The organism is Streptomyces sp. NK15101 (genome assembly GCF_020400725.1).
Lineage (GTDB): Bacteria > Actinomycetota > Actinomycetes > Streptomycetales > Streptomycetaceae > Streptomyces.
Genome location: NZ_JAINVG010000124.1, coordinates 1 through 15048, shown reverse-complemented (window position 1 = coordinate 15048; position 15048 = coordinate 1). Strand labels below are relative to the sequence as shown.

13 protein-coding genes are annotated in these 15048 nt (G+C 74.6%); 4 read left to right on the top strand and 9 right to left on the bottom strand.

The genetic code is table 11. The features are described from left to right. The 4 genes from K7G60_RS35950 to K7G60_RS35935 all read right to left on the bottom strand — a co-directional run. Positions 1-521 (bottom strand): SidA/IucD/PvdA family monooxygenase (locus tag K7G60_RS35950; RefSeq protein ID WP_225805166.1); only part of this gene is annotated, 521 nt, incomplete at its 3' end. After that, entirely contained in the window at positions 518-1885 is a 1368-nt protein-coding gene (locus K7G60_RS35945; RefSeq protein ID WP_225805165.1) for an aminotransferase class V-fold PLP-dependent enzyme, read from the bottom strand. The genes K7G60_RS35945 and K7G60_RS35950, both read right to left, overlap by 4 nt. Before the next feature lie 430 nt (positions 1886-2315). After that, complete coding sequence (locus K7G60_RS35940; protein ID WP_225805164.1) at positions 2316-3917, bottom strand: multicopper oxidase family protein; 1602 nt, start codon at positions 3915-3917, stop codon at positions 2316-2318. Continuing rightward, positions 3910-4287 (bottom strand): hypothetical protein, encoded by a 378-nt coding sequence (locus K7G60_RS35935; protein ID WP_225805163.1) that lies wholly within the window; start codon positions 4285-4287, stop codon positions 3910-3912. The genes K7G60_RS35940 and K7G60_RS35935 overlap by 8 nt, the downstream gene beginning before the upstream one ends. Before the next feature lie 106 nt (positions 4288-4393). On the opposite strand from K7G60_RS35935, the gene K7G60_RS35930 reads away from it, so the two are divergent. Continuing rightward, positions 4394-5284, top strand: a complete 891-nt coding sequence (locus K7G60_RS35930) for a LysR family transcriptional regulator (RefSeq protein WP_225805162.1) — start codon at positions 4394-4396, stop codon at positions 5282-5284. On the opposite strand, the gene pepN is transcribed toward K7G60_RS35930, so the two are convergent. Genes pepN through K7G60_RS35910 form a run of 4 tightly spaced genes read right to left on the bottom strand, consistent with a single transcriptional unit; the run spans position 5281 to position 10015 of the window. Continuing rightward, on the bottom strand, positions 5281-7764 hold the full coding sequence (gene pepN, locus K7G60_RS35925; RefSeq protein WP_225805161.1) for an aminopeptidase N: 2484 nt from the start codon (positions 7762-7764) through the stop codon (positions 5281-5283). The two genes, K7G60_RS35930 and pepN, sit on opposite strands and share 4 nt — an antisense overlap. 51 nt (positions 7765-7815) lie before the next feature. Further along, on the bottom strand, positions 7816-8802 hold the full coding sequence (locus K7G60_RS35920) for an asparaginase (RefSeq protein ID WP_225805160.1): 987 nt from the start codon (positions 8800-8802) through the stop codon (positions 7816-7818). After that, on the bottom strand, positions 8802-9116 hold the full coding sequence (locus K7G60_RS35915) for a chorismate mutase (protein ID WP_225805159.1): 315 nt from the start codon (positions 9114-9116) through the stop codon (positions 8802-8804). The genes K7G60_RS35920 and K7G60_RS35915 overlap by 1 nt, the downstream gene beginning before the upstream one ends. Positions 9117-9127: 11 nt before the next feature. After that, on the bottom strand, positions 9128-10015 hold the full coding sequence (locus tag K7G60_RS35910) for an AraC family transcriptional regulator (protein ID WP_225805158.1): 888 nt from the start codon (positions 10013-10015) through the stop codon (positions 9128-9130). An 81-nt stretch (positions 10016-10096) separates the two neighbouring features. Here K7G60_RS35910 and K7G60_RS35905 point away from each other — a divergent pair, with 81 nt between their 5' ends. Beyond that, positions 10097-11854, top strand: a complete 1758-nt coding sequence (locus tag K7G60_RS35905; RefSeq protein WP_225805157.1) for a beta-galactosidase family protein — start codon at positions 10097-10099, stop codon at positions 11852-11854. A 48-nt stretch (positions 11855-11902) separates the two neighbouring features. Here the strand turns inward: K7G60_RS35905 and K7G60_RS35900 are convergent, their stop codons facing one another. Beyond that, positions 11903-12670 (bottom strand): trypsin-like serine protease, encoded by a 768-nt coding sequence (locus tag K7G60_RS35900; protein ID WP_225805167.1) that lies wholly within the window; start codon positions 12668-12670, stop codon positions 11903-11905. Between the two features lie 191 nt (positions 12671-12861). Between K7G60_RS35900 and K7G60_RS35895 the strand changes: the two genes are divergently transcribed. Together K7G60_RS35895 and K7G60_RS35890 are read left to right on the top strand one after the other, a co-directional pair. Further along, positions 12862-13746 carry a hypothetical protein gene (locus K7G60_RS35895; RefSeq protein WP_225805156.1) on the top strand — a complete coding sequence of 295 codons (885 nt, stop codon included), beginning with the start codon at positions 12862-12864 and terminating at the stop codon, positions 13744-13746. A 57-nt stretch (positions 13747-13803) separates the two neighbouring features. Next, positions 13804-15048 (top strand): ankyrin repeat domain-containing protein (locus tag K7G60_RS35890; RefSeq protein ID WP_225805155.1); only part of this gene is annotated, 1245 nt, incomplete at its 3' end.

Genomic DNA, 15048 nt, shown 5'->3' with positions numbered 1-15048 from the left:
TACGGCTCGGTTCCGACGCCCAGGACGACGTTCCGGGTGTAGGCGCGGCCCAGGGCCTCGGCCTCGCCCGCCGGGTCGACCTGGGTGAAGTCGACCTCGAACAGGCGCCGCTCGGGGTTCCAGCGGACGGAGTCGACCTGGTGGCCGAAGCGGAGTCCGGGGAGCCGCTCGCTGACCCAGCGGCAGTAGGCGTCGTACTCGGCGCGCTGGATGTGGAACTTCTCGGCGAAGTAGAAGGGGAAGAGGCGCTCGCGGCTCTTCAGGTAGTTGAGGAAGGTCCAGGGGCTGGCCGGGTCGGCGAGGGTCACCAGGTCGGCCAGGAAGGGGACCTGGAGGGTGGCGCCGTCGAGGAGCAGCCCGGGGTGCCAGTGGAAGGCCGGCCGCTGCTCGTAGAAGGTGGCGGCGAGACCTCCGGGAACGCCGTGCGCGAGGGCGGCGAGCGAGAGGTTGAAGGGGCCGATGCCGACGCCCACCAGGTCGTGGGGCTGGTCGAGGTCCTGCTGGGGGGTGTCGCCGGTCATCGGTGCGTGCCGCCTTCCACGAGGGTGAGGATCCGGTCCAGGTCGCCGGGGGTGGTGTGGGGGTTGAGCAGGGTGGCCTTGAGCCAGAGGCGGCCGTCGGCCCGCGCCCGGCCGAGGACCGCGCGGCCTTCGGCGAGGAGGGTGCGGCGGATCGCGGCGACGGTCTCGTCGTCGGCGTCGGCGGGCCGGAAGAGGACGGTGGTGAGGGTCGGGCGGGCGTGGAGGTCCAGCCCCGGGGCCTTCTCCACCAGGTCGGCGAACTCCTGGGCGAGATCCATGCACCGGTCGACGAGCGCGCCGAGGCCGGTGCGGCCGAAGGCCCTCAGCGTCACGGCGGTCTTGAAGACGTCGGGGCGGCGGGTGGTGCGCAGGGAGCGGCCGAGGAGGTCGGGGAGGCCGGCCTCGGTGTCGTCGTCGGCGTTGAGGTAGTCGGCGGTGTGGCCGAGGACCGCGAGGTCGGCGGCGTCGCGTACGGCGAGGAGTCCCGCGGCGGCCGGCTGCCAGCCGAGCTTGTGCAGGTCGACCGTGACCGTACGGGCCCGGTCGAGGCCGTCGAGGAGCCGGCGGTGGGTGCGGCTGAAGAGGACGGGGCCGCCGTACGCGGCGTCGACGTGCAGTTCGGCGCCGGCGGCCGCGCATACGTCGGCGATCTCCGGGAGCGGGTCGATGACGCCCTCGTCGGTGGTGCCGGCGGTGGCGGCGACGAGGACGGGCCCCGTCTCCCGGCCGAGGGCCTCGGCGAGGGCCGCCGGGTCCATGCCCCCGGTCGGAGTGGGCACGGTGACCGGCTCCGGGAGGCCGAGGAGCCAGGCGGCACGTCGGAAGGAGTGGTGGGCCCCGGCGCCGACCACGATCCTCACGGCCGGGTGGCGCTCCCGCGCGAGGAGCAGGGCCAACTGATTGGACTCGGTGCCGCCGGTGGTGACCAGCGCGTCGGGGGCTTCCGCCCCGGGGAAGACCTCGGCGGCCAGGGCCGCCGTGACCTCGGCCTCCAGGGCGGAGGCAGCGGGCGCCTGGTCCCAGGAGTCCATGGACGGGTTCAGCGCGGAGGCGGCCAGGTCTGCGGCCGCGGCGAGCGCGAAGGGCGGTGTGTGGAGGTGGGCGGCGCAGAGGGGGTGGGTCGGGTCGGCGGCGCCCTCCGCGAGTGCCCGCACGAGGGTACGGAGGGCTTCGTCGGGTCCGGTGCCGGTGTCGGGCAGTACGGCTCCGAGCGCCGCGACCTTGCGGGCCACGGCCTCCGGGCCCCCCGCCGGCAGGGGGCCGCCCCTGACCTGCGCCCCTTCGCGAAGGGCGTCGAGGGCCGTGCCCAGGAGCCGGCTCAGGGCGGTGGGATCGGAGGCGAGGGGCGGGGGTGCGGCACGCATGGACGACAGGGTGGCGGGCGGGGTGGGGCGTTGTCCGGGGAGTGCGCGGACGTGACCCGAACGAGCGACGCGCCCGTTGTGGGCGGTCGTTCCGCCGGGGCGGTGTCCGCCCCGCGCCCCGTTGTGGGCGGTCGTTCCGCCGGGGCAGGGGCCCCCTGCTCGAGCGGAGCCGAGAGCTCGGGGGAGGGTGGGCACAACGGACGGCGCCCTTGCCGGCGCCCGAGGCTCCTGGGCCTGGACCCGCACCCCGTGCACAGCTCACACCTGGTGCGGGTCCGGGCGCGGAACGCGGAGGCGCCGCTCAGGGCGCCGTCCCGTGTGCCCACCCTCCCCCAAGCTCTCGGCTCCGCTCGAGCAGGGGGGACCCCCTCGCCCCTGCGGGACGACTGCTCACACGGGGGGTGGGCGAGGGGCGCCGCCCGCAAGCGCGTCAGGTCACTTGCAGGTTCGCCATCATGCCCATGTCCTCGTGTTCCGCGTTGTGGCAGTGGAAGAGGTACCGGCCCCGGTACCCCTCCCACCGCGTGATGATCTCCGCCGACTCGCCCGGCCGAAGCGACACCGTGTCCTTCAGGCCCCCGTCGTGCCGCGACGGCGCCCGGCCGCCCCGGGAGAGGATGCGGAAGCCCGTCAGGTGGAGGTGAACCGGGTGGTGGACGTCCGCGACCAGGCGCCAGATCTCCACGTCGCCCAGGCGGACCGTCACGTCCGGACGGGCCGGGTCGAAGGGGAGGCCGCGGATCAGCCAGCCGTGCCGGTCGTCCTCGCCCATGCGGCCCGCGCGGAAGGAGAAGTCACGGACCCGGACCGCCTCCGACCGCCGCCACGCCGGGAGGTCGGTCGACAGGACCGCCGGGACCCGGCTGTCGTCGGCCGCCCTGCGCGCGACCCTGAAGGCCATGACGTCACGCGTGCGACCGGAGCCCAGGCGGTTGACGAGTTTCACCAGGGTGCCCACCGGGACCTGGGCGAAGTCGACCACGACGTCGTAGCGTTCCGCCGGGGCGACCGGCAGGGACCCGAGGGACACCGGCCCCGCCAGCAGGCCCTGGTCCGCGCCGATCTGGACGAGGTCGAGCCGCCGCCCGTCCTCGGTGACCGCTTCGAGCTCGTAGTGCCGGGCGTTCGACGCGTTCAGGAGGCGCAGCCGGTAGCGGGCCGCGTCGACCTCGTGGACGGGCCAGGGCGCGCCGTTGACGAGGACGACGTCGCCCAGGACGCCGGCCACGTAGGGCTCGCGGACGCCCGGGCGGCCCCGCGGCGTGGGGTCGAGGGACGGGTAGTCGAGGCTGCCGTCGGCGGCGAACGCCCGGTCCGCGATCATCAGCGGCAGTTCACGCGGCCCCGACGGCAGTCCGAGGGCCTCCTCGGCGTCGTCGCGCACGACGTGCAGTCCGGCGAGGCCCCGCCAGATCGCGGGGGCGGTGAAGTCCATCCGGTGGTCGTGGTACCAGAGCAGCGCCGGCCGCTGGTCCAGCGGGAAGGTGTAGTCCCGGGTGAGTTCGGTCGTCACCGCCATCGGGTCGTGCATGACGTGACCCGATCCGTGTCCCCCGTGGCCGCCGTGCCCCCCGCCGTCGCTCCAGCCCGCCGGCAGCACCAGGTCCGTCGGGTACCCGTCCGACGCCGCCGGCGTGCGTCCGCCGTGCAGGTGCACGACCGTCGGCACGGGCAGTTCGTTGCGGTGCGAGACGGTGACCGGGCGGCCGCGCCGCGACTCGATCGTGGGACCTGGGAACGTGCCCCCGTACGTCCACAGCCGGGTCCGTACGCCGGGCAGGATCTCCGCCGTCGCCTCCCGCTGGACGATCTCGTAACGGTCGGTGCCGCCCGAGGTGGACACCGGCGCGAGGACCGTCGGGAGCGGCAGCGGCATCTCGAAGGGGGCCGGCAGCGGTACTCCGCTGCGGAGTTCCGCCCCGGTGGACGCCGGTCGGCGTGACAGTCCGGCCGCGGCCGTCAGACCGCCGGCGGCCATCAGCCCGAGCGCCCCTCCGACGGCCAGGACCCGGCGTCGCGTGAGGTCAGGCATCGACGGCCTCCCGGCGCTCCAGCGGCCGCAGCCACACCGCGGTGAAGAGCACGACGACGGCCGCGACGGTGAACACGCCCAGGGGGATGTGCAGCCACAGCGCCCCGGCCGTCCCGGCGAAGTACTGCGCGGTCTCGGCGACCGCGAGCGCGAGGGTGACGTGGAAGGGCCAGGAGACGCGCAGCCGCGCCCAGACCACGATCGCGACGACGAGCTGTACGAGGCAGAGCGAGGTGACGACGTCGGCGCCCACCCCGTGCATGCCGAGACCGTCGAAGTCGCCGCTCAGATAGACGCCGGCGAAGACCGGCTGGCCGAAGACCGCCACCACGTGCGCCGTGACGACGGCCCGCCACACACCCCTCGGCATGTCGTGCCCTCCCCCTTGTTGTCGGTGCGGGAACGTTCACGACGCTATGACCCGGCCGATACCCTGTCCAAGATCAATATTGCTATCGGGTGATGTCCCTGGGGGCATGATGGATCTCCACGCGCTCCGGCAGTTCGTCGTCGTGGCCCGCCTGGAGCACCTCAGCCGTGCGGCCGAGGAACTCCGTGTGGCCCAGCCGTCGTTGAGCCGCACCGTCGCCCGGCTGGAGAGCGAGCTGGGCACGCCGCTGTTCGACCGGGTCGGCCGGCTCCGGCTGAACGACGCCGGGAAGGTCTTCCTCCGGCACGTCGAACGTTCCCTCGGGGAGCTGGACGCGGGGCGCCGGGCCGTCGCCGCGATCACGGGCGGGGAGTTCGGCACCGTACGGCTGGCCTCGGAGACCTTCCTGACCCTGACCGGGCCGCTCGGGGCGTTCAAGCGGGCCCACCCCGGCGTGGAGGTCGAACTCCACCAGATGGCCGCCGAGGAGATGACCCGCGGCCTGCGCGCCCAGGAGGTGGATCTCTGTGTCGCCTCGCAGCCGTTCGCGCCGGAGGGCCTGGAGGCGGTCCGGCTGCTCGACGAGGCGGTGTGGGTGGTCGCGCCGCTCGACCACCCGTTGGCGGGCCGCGCCTCGGTGACCGTCGGCGAACTGGTCGGGGAGCCCTTCGTCTCCACCCGCACGGGGCACTGGCAGCGCAGGCTCCTCGACCGGCTCTTCGCGGGGAACGGCCTGGCGCCGCCGAGGATCGTCTGCGAGGGCGACGAGCCCAGCGCGACCGCGATCCTGGTCGCCGCGGGGCTCGGCGTCGGCCTCATCCCGGACATGGCCCGGCGCAGCGCGACCCGCGCCCCCGTCGCCTGGATCGCCGTCGACAGTCCCGACTGCCGGCGCACCCTCACCCTGCTCCGGTACGCCGACAGCCGCCCCTCGGGCGCCGCGCGCCTGATGCACGCGGCGCTGACCGGCTGGGACTGGAGGGGAGGACCGGTCTAGCCGCGCACGCGCAGCGCGCGGCGCAGGTCGTCCAGCTGGTCCACCAGCTTGCGGTGGAGGGCCGGGATCATGGTGTCGGCCGCGAGGTGGGACTCGCCCAGGGCCAGGGACTCCGCGTCGATCGCGTACGACGGGAAGGCGTAGCGGCCGGCGGCCTCGGCCATCGCGGGGCCCCGGCGGTCGCCGAGCGCGACGGCCGCCTCGTAGAAGCGCGGCACGTACTCCCGTACGAGCTCGGCCTGTTCGGGCTGCCAGAAGCCCTGGGCGGTGGCGGTGAAGAGGTAGTTGGAGAGGTCGTCGGAGTCGAACATCGCCGACCAGGCCGCCGTCTTCGTCTCCGGGGTCGGGAGGGCCGCCCGGCAGCGGGCCGCGCCCTCCTGGCCGGTGGCGCTGGGGTCCCGCTCCAGTTCCGCGGCGATCACGGTCTCGTCGGTGGCGCCGAGGACGGCGAGGCGGGCGAGGATCCGCCAGCGGAGTTCGGGGTCGAGCTCCGGGCCGCCGTGGACGGTGCCCTCCTCGAGCCAGGAGGCGATCTTGTCGGGTGTGGTGGCGCTGTCGATGCAGGCGCGGACGGCGGTGAGGCGCAGTCCGGGCGCCTCGCCGTCCTCGGTGCGGCGCAGCAGGGCGCGGGCGATCTCGCCGATGGTGGCGAGGGCGGCCGGGCGCTCCTCCTCGGTGACGTACCGGTCGGCGATCTGGGTGCGGGCGAAGCCGAGGACGCCCTGGACGAGGGCGAGTTCGGTCTCCTCGGGCAGGTGCGCGAGGGCGGTCTCCAGGTAGGCGGCGGGCTCCAGTTCGCCGTCGCGGACCATGTCGCGCAGGGCGTTCCAGACGACGGCCCGGGTGAGGGCGTCGGGGATGCGGGAGAGGCCGCGCAGGACGGCCTCCTCGGAGGCCTCGTCGAAGCGGAGCTTGGCGTAGCTGAGGTCGCCGTCGTTGAGGACGACGAGGGCGGGGCGCGGGCCGGTCAGCTCGGCGGGCGCCTCCTGCGGGACGTCGAGCTCGTGGCGCTCGCGCAGGGTGAGCTCGCCGTCGGGCTGCCGGTCGTAGATCCCGGCCCGGATCCGGTGCGGACGGCTGCCGTCGCGGTCCACGGTGAGCTGCCAGTGGGTTCCCTCGCCGGTCAGGCGCGGGGTGAGGGTGTCGACGCCCGTCGTGCGCAGCCACTGCTCGGCCCAGGCGTGGACGTCGCGGTCGGTGGCGGCCGCGAGGTTGTCGATGAAGTCGGCGAGGGTGGCGTTGCCGAACTTGTGGCGCTTGAAGTGGATGTTGATGCCGGCGAGGAAGTCCTTCTCGCCGAGCCAGGCGACGAGCTGGCGGAGCGCGGAGGCGCCCTTGGCGTAGGAGATGCCGTCGAAGTTGAGGAGGGCGGAGGCTGTGTCGGGGACGGCTTCCGGGTCGGGGGCGACGGGGTGGGTGGAGGGGCGCTGGTCCGCCTCGTACCCCCAGGCCTTGCGGGTGACGCCGAAGTCGATCCAGGTGTCGGGGAAGAGGTCGGAGCAGGCCTCGTTGACGGTCTGGAAGCCCATGTACTCGGCGAAGGACTCGTTCAGCCAGATGTCGTCCCACCAGCGCAGGGTGACGAGGTCGCCGAACCACATGTGGGCCATCTCGTGGGCGATGACCATGGCGCGGGTCTGGCGCTCGGTGACGGTGACGGCGGAGCGGAAGACGAACTCGTCGCGGAAGGTGACGAGTCCGGGGTTCTCCATGGCGCCGGCGTTGAACTCGGGGACGAAGGCCTGGTCGTACGAGTCGAAGGGGTAGGGCTCGTCGAACTTCTCGTGGTAGCGGTCGTAGCAGGCCTTGGTGACGGCGAGGATCTCGTCGGCGTCGGCGTCGAGGTGGGCGGCGAGGGAGCGGCGGCAGTGGATGCCGAAGGGCAGGCCGGCGTGCTCGGTGCGGACGGTGTGCCAGGGGCCGGCGGCGACGCAGACGAAGTAGGTGGAGAGCAGGGGGGTGGGGGCGGCCTGCCAGCTGCCGTCGGGCTGCTGCTCGGTGATGCCGTTGGAGAGGACGGTCCAGCCCTCGGGCGCCTTGACGGCCAGCTCGAAGACGGCCTTCAGGTCGGGCTGGTCGAAGGCGGCGAAGACGCGCTGGACGTCCTCCATGAACAGCTGGGTGTAGACGTACGACTCGCCGTCGGTGGGGTCCGTGAAGCGGTGCATGCCCTCACCGGTGCGGGAGTACCGCATGGTGGTGCTGACGCGGAGGGTGTGCTCGCCCTCGGTGAGGCTCAGCGGGAGCCGGTTGCCGTCGAGGGCGGCGACGTCGAGGGGCTCGCCGTCGAGCTCGGCGGAGTGGAGCGTCTCGGGCTTGAGGTCGACGAAGGTGTCCCCCGCGGCGCGGGCCGTGAAGCGGATGAGGCTCCGTGAGTGGAAGGTCTCGTCGCCGGTGGTGAGGTCGAGGTCCACGCGGTAGTGGTGGACGTCGAGGAGCTGGGCACGGGTCTGCGCTTCGTCGCGCGTCAGTACGGACATGGGCCCTATGCTGCCCGATCGCTCCCCTCCCGGGCAGGGGGTATCCGCACCTCAGGCCAGGCCGGAGCCGTTCAGGTGGGCGAAGGCGGCGGTGATGCGGGGCCGGTCGTAGCCGCCCGGGCCCGCGGCGCCGCTGGAGATCAGGGTGTGGAGCAGGATCCGGGCCTTGGCCGGGTCGAGCGGGCCGGCCGGGATCAGTCCGTGGTGGAGCAGGTCGTGCTCGGAGCCGGGGCTGCGGTAGGTGTCCGTGAGGGTCGCGCCGCCGCCGGTGCGGGAGGCGAGGACGACCGGGATGCGCCGGGCGAGTTCGGCGAGGGGTTCGACGAGCGGGGCGGGGGCGTGTCCGCCGCCGAAGGCGGCGACGACGAGGCCCTGGAAGCGGTCGTCGACGGCGTCGAGGAGTTCGCCGCGGTCGCCGAGGGAGAGGGTCACCAGGGCGACGCGCACGGAGGGGTCGAACGTGAGCGGGCAGAGCGCGGCGGGGACTGCGGGGCGGAGCAGGATCCGGGGTTCGCCCTCGACGACGGCTCCGAGGGGTCCCGCGCCGGGTGAGGCGAAGGTGGTGACGGAGGTGGTGTGGGTCTTGCGGGCGAGACGGGCGGCGTGGATCTCGTCGGCGAGGACGACGAGGACGCCGAGGTTCCGGCAGGCGGGGTCGGCGGCGACGGCGAGCGCGGCGGCGAGGTTGGCGGGGCCGTCGGCGCCGGGCAGGTCGGGGCGGCGCATGGCTCCGGTGACGGCGATCGGCTGCTCGGTGGTGCAGAGCAGGTCGAGGAGGAAGGCGGTCTCCTCCAGGGTGTCGGTGCCCTGGACGACGACCACGCCGGAGCCGTCGGCGACGGCCCCCCGCACTTCTTCGGCGAGGTCGGCGAGGTCTTCGAAGGAGAGGGTGGAGCTGGGGACGCGGCGGAAGTCCCGCAGGACGACGTCCTCGGGGGCGCCGAGGCCGGCGAGCACCTCCTGGCCGGTCATGCGGGCGGCGTCACCGCCCCGGGCGGAGATGGTGCCTCCGAGGGTGAAGACCGTGACGCGGGCCATCAGCGTCCTCCGTCCGCAATCGTCTCGTGGTGCCGGATGACCTCGGCGATGATGAAGTTGAGGAGCTTCTCCGCGAAGGCCGGGTCCAGTTTCGCGCTCTCGGCGAGTTCGCGCAGCCGGGCGATCTGGCGGGCCTCGCGGGCCGGATCGGCGGGCGGGAGCTGGTGCTCGGCCTTGAGGACACCGACCTGCTGGGTGCACTTGAAGCGCTCGGCGAGCATGTGCACGACCGCGGCGTCGATGTTGTCGATGCTTTCGCGCAGCCGGGTCAGCTCGGCGGTGACGTTCGGGTCGATGTCGCTGGAGTCGCTCATGACCTGCGAGCTTAGACGGATCTCGGGAGGATCGTGGGCGGGTGTTCGGGATCCGGAACGCTGTTGCTCCAGCCTCCGTGCACGGCCCGCCCCTGCTGCTCGCGGAACCGGATGGGCGCGGTGCCGACGCGGCGGGTGAAGAGCCGGGAGAAGTAGGCGGGGTCGTCGTAGCCGACGCGGCGGGCGACGGCGGCGACGGGCAGTTCGGTGGCGGCGAGGAGCTCCTTGGCGCGGCCGAGGCGGACGGTGAGCAGGTAGTCCTTGGGGCTGCAGCCGGCGGCGCGGCGGACGGCGGCGCGCAGTTCGGCGGGGGTCATGCCGTGCCGGGCGGCGTGCTCGGCGACGGAGAGCGGCTGGAAGGCGTCGCGGGCGAGGGCGGCGAGGACGGGGTCGCCGTCGGCGTTGGTGTCGGTGCGGGCCCGGCGCAGCGCGACGAGCAGTTCGTGGACGGCGGCGCCGGTCTCGACCTCCAGGAGGGGGTTGCCGGGGCGGGCTGCGCGGGCGATCCGGCCGATGGCGGCGCGGGCGGGCGCGGCGTCGGAGAGGGGGACGACGGGCCGGTCGGGCTCGATGTAGCCGAGTTCGGTGTAGGTGGCGGTGGCGGGTCCGGTGAAGTCGACGAAGGCCTCGTCCCAGCCGGTGCCGGGGTCGGCGGCGTAGTGGTGGGGGGTGCCGGGGGTGAGCCAGAGGAGGGCGGGGGCGGTGACGGTGGTGCGGCGTCCGTCGGGGCCCCGGTACCAGCCGCCGCCGGCGGAGACGACGACGGCGACGTGGTGGTCGAGGGTGCGCGGGCCGACGGTGGGCAGGGTGCCGTGCTGGAGTCCGACGCCTAGGCAGACGAGGCCGAGCCGGTGGTGGACGGGGCTGGGCGTGAAGTAGCGCATCCAGGTGTGGTACATGCCGGGGCCCTTCCGTAACGTCCAAACTGCGACGATCTTTGTCCATGGACCGCCCCGCCGCCAGGGGGTGAGGGTGGGCCCATGAGCACGTTCGCTGTGGGTGACGAGGACTTCCTGCTCGACGGGCGGCCGGTGCGGCTGCTCTCGGGGGCGCTGCACTACTTCCGGGTGCACGAGGGGCACTGGGAGCACCGGCTCGGGATGCTGCGCGCGATGGGCCTCGACTGCGTGGAGACGTACGTCCCGTGGAACCTGCACGAGCCGGAGCCCGGCCGGTATGCGGACGCGGACGCGCTCGGGCGGTTCCTGGACGCGGTGGGGCGGGCCGGAATGCGGGCGATCGTGCGCCCGGGCCCGTACATCTGCGCCGAGTGGGAGAACGGCGGGCTGCCGCACTGGCTGACCGGTCCGCTCGGCCGCCGGGTGCGGAGCCTGGACCCGGAGTTCCTGGCGCCGGTGGAGTCCTGGTTCCGGCGGCTGCTGCCGCAGGTGGTGGAGCGGCAGGTCGACCGGGGCGGGCCGGTGGTCCTGGTGCAGGTGGAGAACGAGTACGGGAGTTACGGGAGCGACCGGGGCTATCTGGAGTGGCTGGCGGAGCTGCTGCGGAGCTGCGGGGTGAGCGTGCCGCTGTTCACCTCGGACGGGCCCGAGGACCACATGCTGACGGGCGGTTCGGTGCCGGGGGTGCTCGCGACGGCGAACTTCGGCTCGGGGGCGCGGGAGGGCTTCGCGACGCTGCGCCGGCACCAGCCGTCGGGGCCGCTGATGTGCATGGAGTTCTGGTGCGGCTGGTTCGACCACTGGGGCCGGGAGCACATGGTGCGGGACGCGGCGGACGCGGCGGCGGCGCTGCGGGAGATCCTGGAGTGCGGGGCCTCGGTCAACGTGTACATGGCGCACGGCGGGACGAACTTCGGGGGCTGGGCGGGCGCGAACCGGGACGGTGGGCTGCACGACGGTCCGCTGCGGGCGACGGTGACCTCGTACGACTACGACGCGCCGGTCGACGAGGCGGGGCGGCCGACGGAGAAGTTCCGGGCCTTCCGCGAGGTGCTCGCGGAGTACGCGGAGGGACCGCTGCCGGAGGTGCCGGAGCCGCCGGCCCGGCTCGGGGCGCCGGTGTCCGGCGCGTTCGACGGCTACGCGGGGCTGGGCAGGGTCCTGGACCTGCTCGGCGGCGAGGAGACGGTGGCGCCGGTGCCGCCGACCTTCGAGGAGGTGGGGGTGGACCGGGGTCTGGTGCGCTACCGGGTGGCGGTGCCGGGTCCCCGGCAGCCGTACCCGCTGGGCGTGACGGGGCTGCGCGACCGGGCGGTGGTGTACGTCGACGGGCTTCGGGCGGGGGTGCTGGACGGGGAGGAGGCCGTCCTTCCCGAGCCGGTGGCGGGTCCCGCGCTCGTGGACCTGTGGGTGGAGTCGCTGGGCCGGGTCAACTACGGGCCGCGGCTCGCGGAGCCGAAGGGGATCACCGGCGGCGTGCGGCACGAGCGGCAGTATCTGCACGGGGTGCGGGCGCGGGGGCTGCGGCTCGACGCCTTCGAGGCGGCGGCGGTCGGCGAGGTGCCGTTCGAGGCGGTGCCGGAGGACCCGTACCCCGGCCTGTACCGGGGCTCGCTCGACGTGGCGGGCGCGGGCGACGCGTGGCTGCGGCTGCCGGGCTCGACCCGCGGCTTCGTGTGGGTGAACGGCTTCTGCCTGGGCCGCTACTGGGCGGCCGGCCCGCAGGAGGCGCTGTTCGTGCCGGGTCCGGTGCTGCGGGAGGGCGCGAACGAGGTGTGGGTCCTGGAGTTGGAGGGCGGGGCGCCGTCCTCCGTGGAGCTGGAGCCGGTGCGAGCGTGAAGGCGCCCCGGAGCCGAGGCCGCTCCGGGGCACCCGTCCACGGGTCCGCTACAGCGTGGCGGCGGCGGACTTGATGGCGGCGGCGAAGGTCGAGACCTCGGTGTAGACGCCGGGGTAGCCGGCCCGCGCGCAGCCCTCGCCCCAGCTCACGATGCCGACCTGGATCCAGGCTCCGGCGTCGTCCTTGCGGAACATGGGGCCGCCGGAGTCGCCCTGGCAGGTGTCGACCCCGCCCTCGCTGTAGCCGGCGCAGATCTCCTCGGCCGGGACGAGGTCGTTGCCGTAGGCGGCCTGGCAGGTGGCGTCGGAGACGAACGGGACGTTCGCCTTGAGGAGGTAGCGCTGCTGCGCCCCGCCCTCGCGGGCGGCGCCCCAGCCGGCGACGGTGAAGGTGCCGCTGTTGTACGCGGTGGTGTCGGCGATCTTCAGGGTGGGCAGCGAGGTGATCGGGCTGGCGAGCTTGATGAGCGCCCAGTCCTTGCCCTGGCCGTTGTAGCCGGGGGCCTGGAGGACCTTGGTCGACCTGACCTTGATGGCGCTGCTCGACCGGAGGTCCACGACTCCGGCGGTGGCGGTGATGCCGGTGTTGGTGCCGGAGCCGCTCACGCAGTGGGCGGCGGTGAGGACGACCTGAGGGGTGATCAGGGAGCCGCCGCAGCCCATGGAGAGCCTGACCATCCAGGGGAATTCGCCCTGGGCGGCGCGGGTGCCGCCGACGACGGGGGCCGGGGCGGCGGAGGCGGTGGTGGGCTGGAGGCTGACGGCCGCCAGGACGACGGCGCCGGCGGCCGCCAGCTTCTGGAGGGCACGGACCATGCGGTTCTGCTTCACGTGTCTTCCTTCTCTCGTGGGGGGTCGGCCTCGACGGAGGGATGACATGAACGCGATGACATGCGCTCGTCAAGGCATGCCCGGATTATGAGCAGCGCCCAACTGACGCCACAAGAAAGCCTTTTCGGCCAGACCCGGTGGGGGGACCGTACAGTGGACGCGAGAGGGGATCCGGCATGCCGAACCGTCATGGGGCCGACCGTGTCATCCACGGTTTCCCGCACCGCGCCGCGGTGCGGGCCTCGCTCACCGCGCTCTACCGCCGCCTCTCCCCCGACGGCGTGCACCGCTACCCGGCCAGCGTGACCGCCGACGACGTCGCCCTCGGCGACGACGAGGACCTCCACCTCGGCGCCCAGCGGGTGGCCCGTGCACTCGTCCGGCACCTGCAGCTGCCGGAGGCGCGCATCGTGGTGAGCTTCCGCCCCATGAGGCACGCGGCGGCCGTCGAGCTCACGGCGGGACCCGAGTACTTCGTGGAGCTCAACGACCGGTTCCGGACCCGCCGCAGGGACATCGGCGCGGCCCTCGCCCACGAGATCACCCACGTCCTGCTGCACCGGCTCGGCCTCGGCTTCCCCGGCACCGCGCAGAACGAGGTCCTCACCGACGTGACCACCGCCTATCTGGGCGCCGGCTGGCTGCTGCTCGACGCGTACCGGCAGGACGGCGTCGAGAGCCAGAAGCTCGGCTACCTCACCCCGGAGGAGTTCGGCTACGTCCTCGCCAAGCGGGCCGAGGTCTTCGGCGAGGACCCCTCGCCGTGGTTCACCAGCGCCGTGGCGTACGAGGCGTGGGTACGGGGCCGGGCGGAGGCCGCGCGGGAGCGGACCGTGCCGCCGCTCGCCGGGGCGGGCTGGGCGGAGCGCCGCCGGTACGCCCAGCAGCGGCGCAGGGGCCGGGCCTCCGAGGACGCCCCCTACGCCTTCGAGGGCGGGGCCCCGGCGACCGGCGTCTCCTTCCCCTGCCCCGTCTGCCTCCAGCGCCTGCGGATCCCGGCGGGCCGCGCGCTGCGGGCCCGGTGCGGGGTGTGCGGCTCGGTGCTGGACTGCGCCTCCTGACGCGTCGGCGCACGAATCGATTTGCGCCGCGCGCCGACGGCGGGTCAGGGTCGGTGCATGAGCACGTTGTTCGACGCGATCCGGGACGGGGACGAGAACGGGGCCGTGCGGCTCCTGCGGGACGGGGCGGACCCCGAGGGCCGGGAGGACGGGGAGACCGCGCTGTACCGCGCGGCCGTCGGCGACGAGGCCGGCATCGTGCGGGTGCTGCTCGCCGCCGGGGCCGACCCCGGCCGGGGCAGCGGCGAGGACGAGGGCGACCTGCCGCTGTGCGGGGCGGCCTGCGGCGGGCACACCGAGGTCGTGCGGGCGCTGCTCGCGGCGGGCGCGGCGGCCGACCAGGAGGAGGCGTACGGCTTCACCGCCCTCGCCTGGGCCCTGCGCCTCGGCCACGCCGACACCGCCCGGGTCCTCCTGGAGCACGGCGCCGACCCGGACCGGCCCGGCCCCGACGGGGTCCTTCCGCTCGTCGCCGCCGCGCGGCGCGGCTCCACCGGCTGCGTGCGGGCCCTCCTCGACCACGGCGCACAGGCCCGGGAGGCCGCGCTGCGGGAGGCCCGGCGGTGGATCGGCGTCGACATCGCGGCCGAGCTGCGGCGCGGGCTCGTCGCAGGGAACGAGGGCGGGCAGACGTACGAGGCGGCCGTCCGGCGGATCCGGGAGGACGGCGGGATCACGGTCGTCGTCGAGCTGCTGCGGGAGGACGGGGCGCCCGGGCGCGGCGACGACCGGGGGACCGGTCACGCGGCGATCGCCACGCTCCTGGAGGCGGCGCTCGGCCGGCGCACCCCGCACGAGGAGCTCGCGGCGCGGGCGCTGCGCCGCGGCGATCCGGAGCTCGACGACTGGACGACGGCGGTGGCCGAGCTGGCGGGCCGGGCCGACGAGGAGACGTTCGTGGCGGCGGCCGGGTGGTGCGCCTACCGCGATCCGCTGCGCCGGGCGCTGGGCGCGCGGGTGCTCGGCGCGCTGCCGGGCTTCGGCCCGGGCGCGGTCCCGGTCCTGCGGCGCCTCGCGGCGGAGGCCTCGCCCCCGGCGCGGGAACCGCTGCTCTCGGCGGTCCTCGCCCTCGGGGAGTGCGCGGACGCGACCGCCGTGCCCGAACTGCTCGCGGCGGCCGCGCATCCCGACGCGGTGGTGCGCCGGGCCGTCGCGGCGGCCCTGGCCGGGATCGTGCCGGCCGGGCACGTGGAGGCGCTCGGGGTGCTGCTCGCGCTGAGCCGGGACGGCGATCCCCGGGTGCGGGACTGGGCGACGCTGGCGCTCGCCGAGCTGCCCGACGACACCCCGCTCGTACGGGAG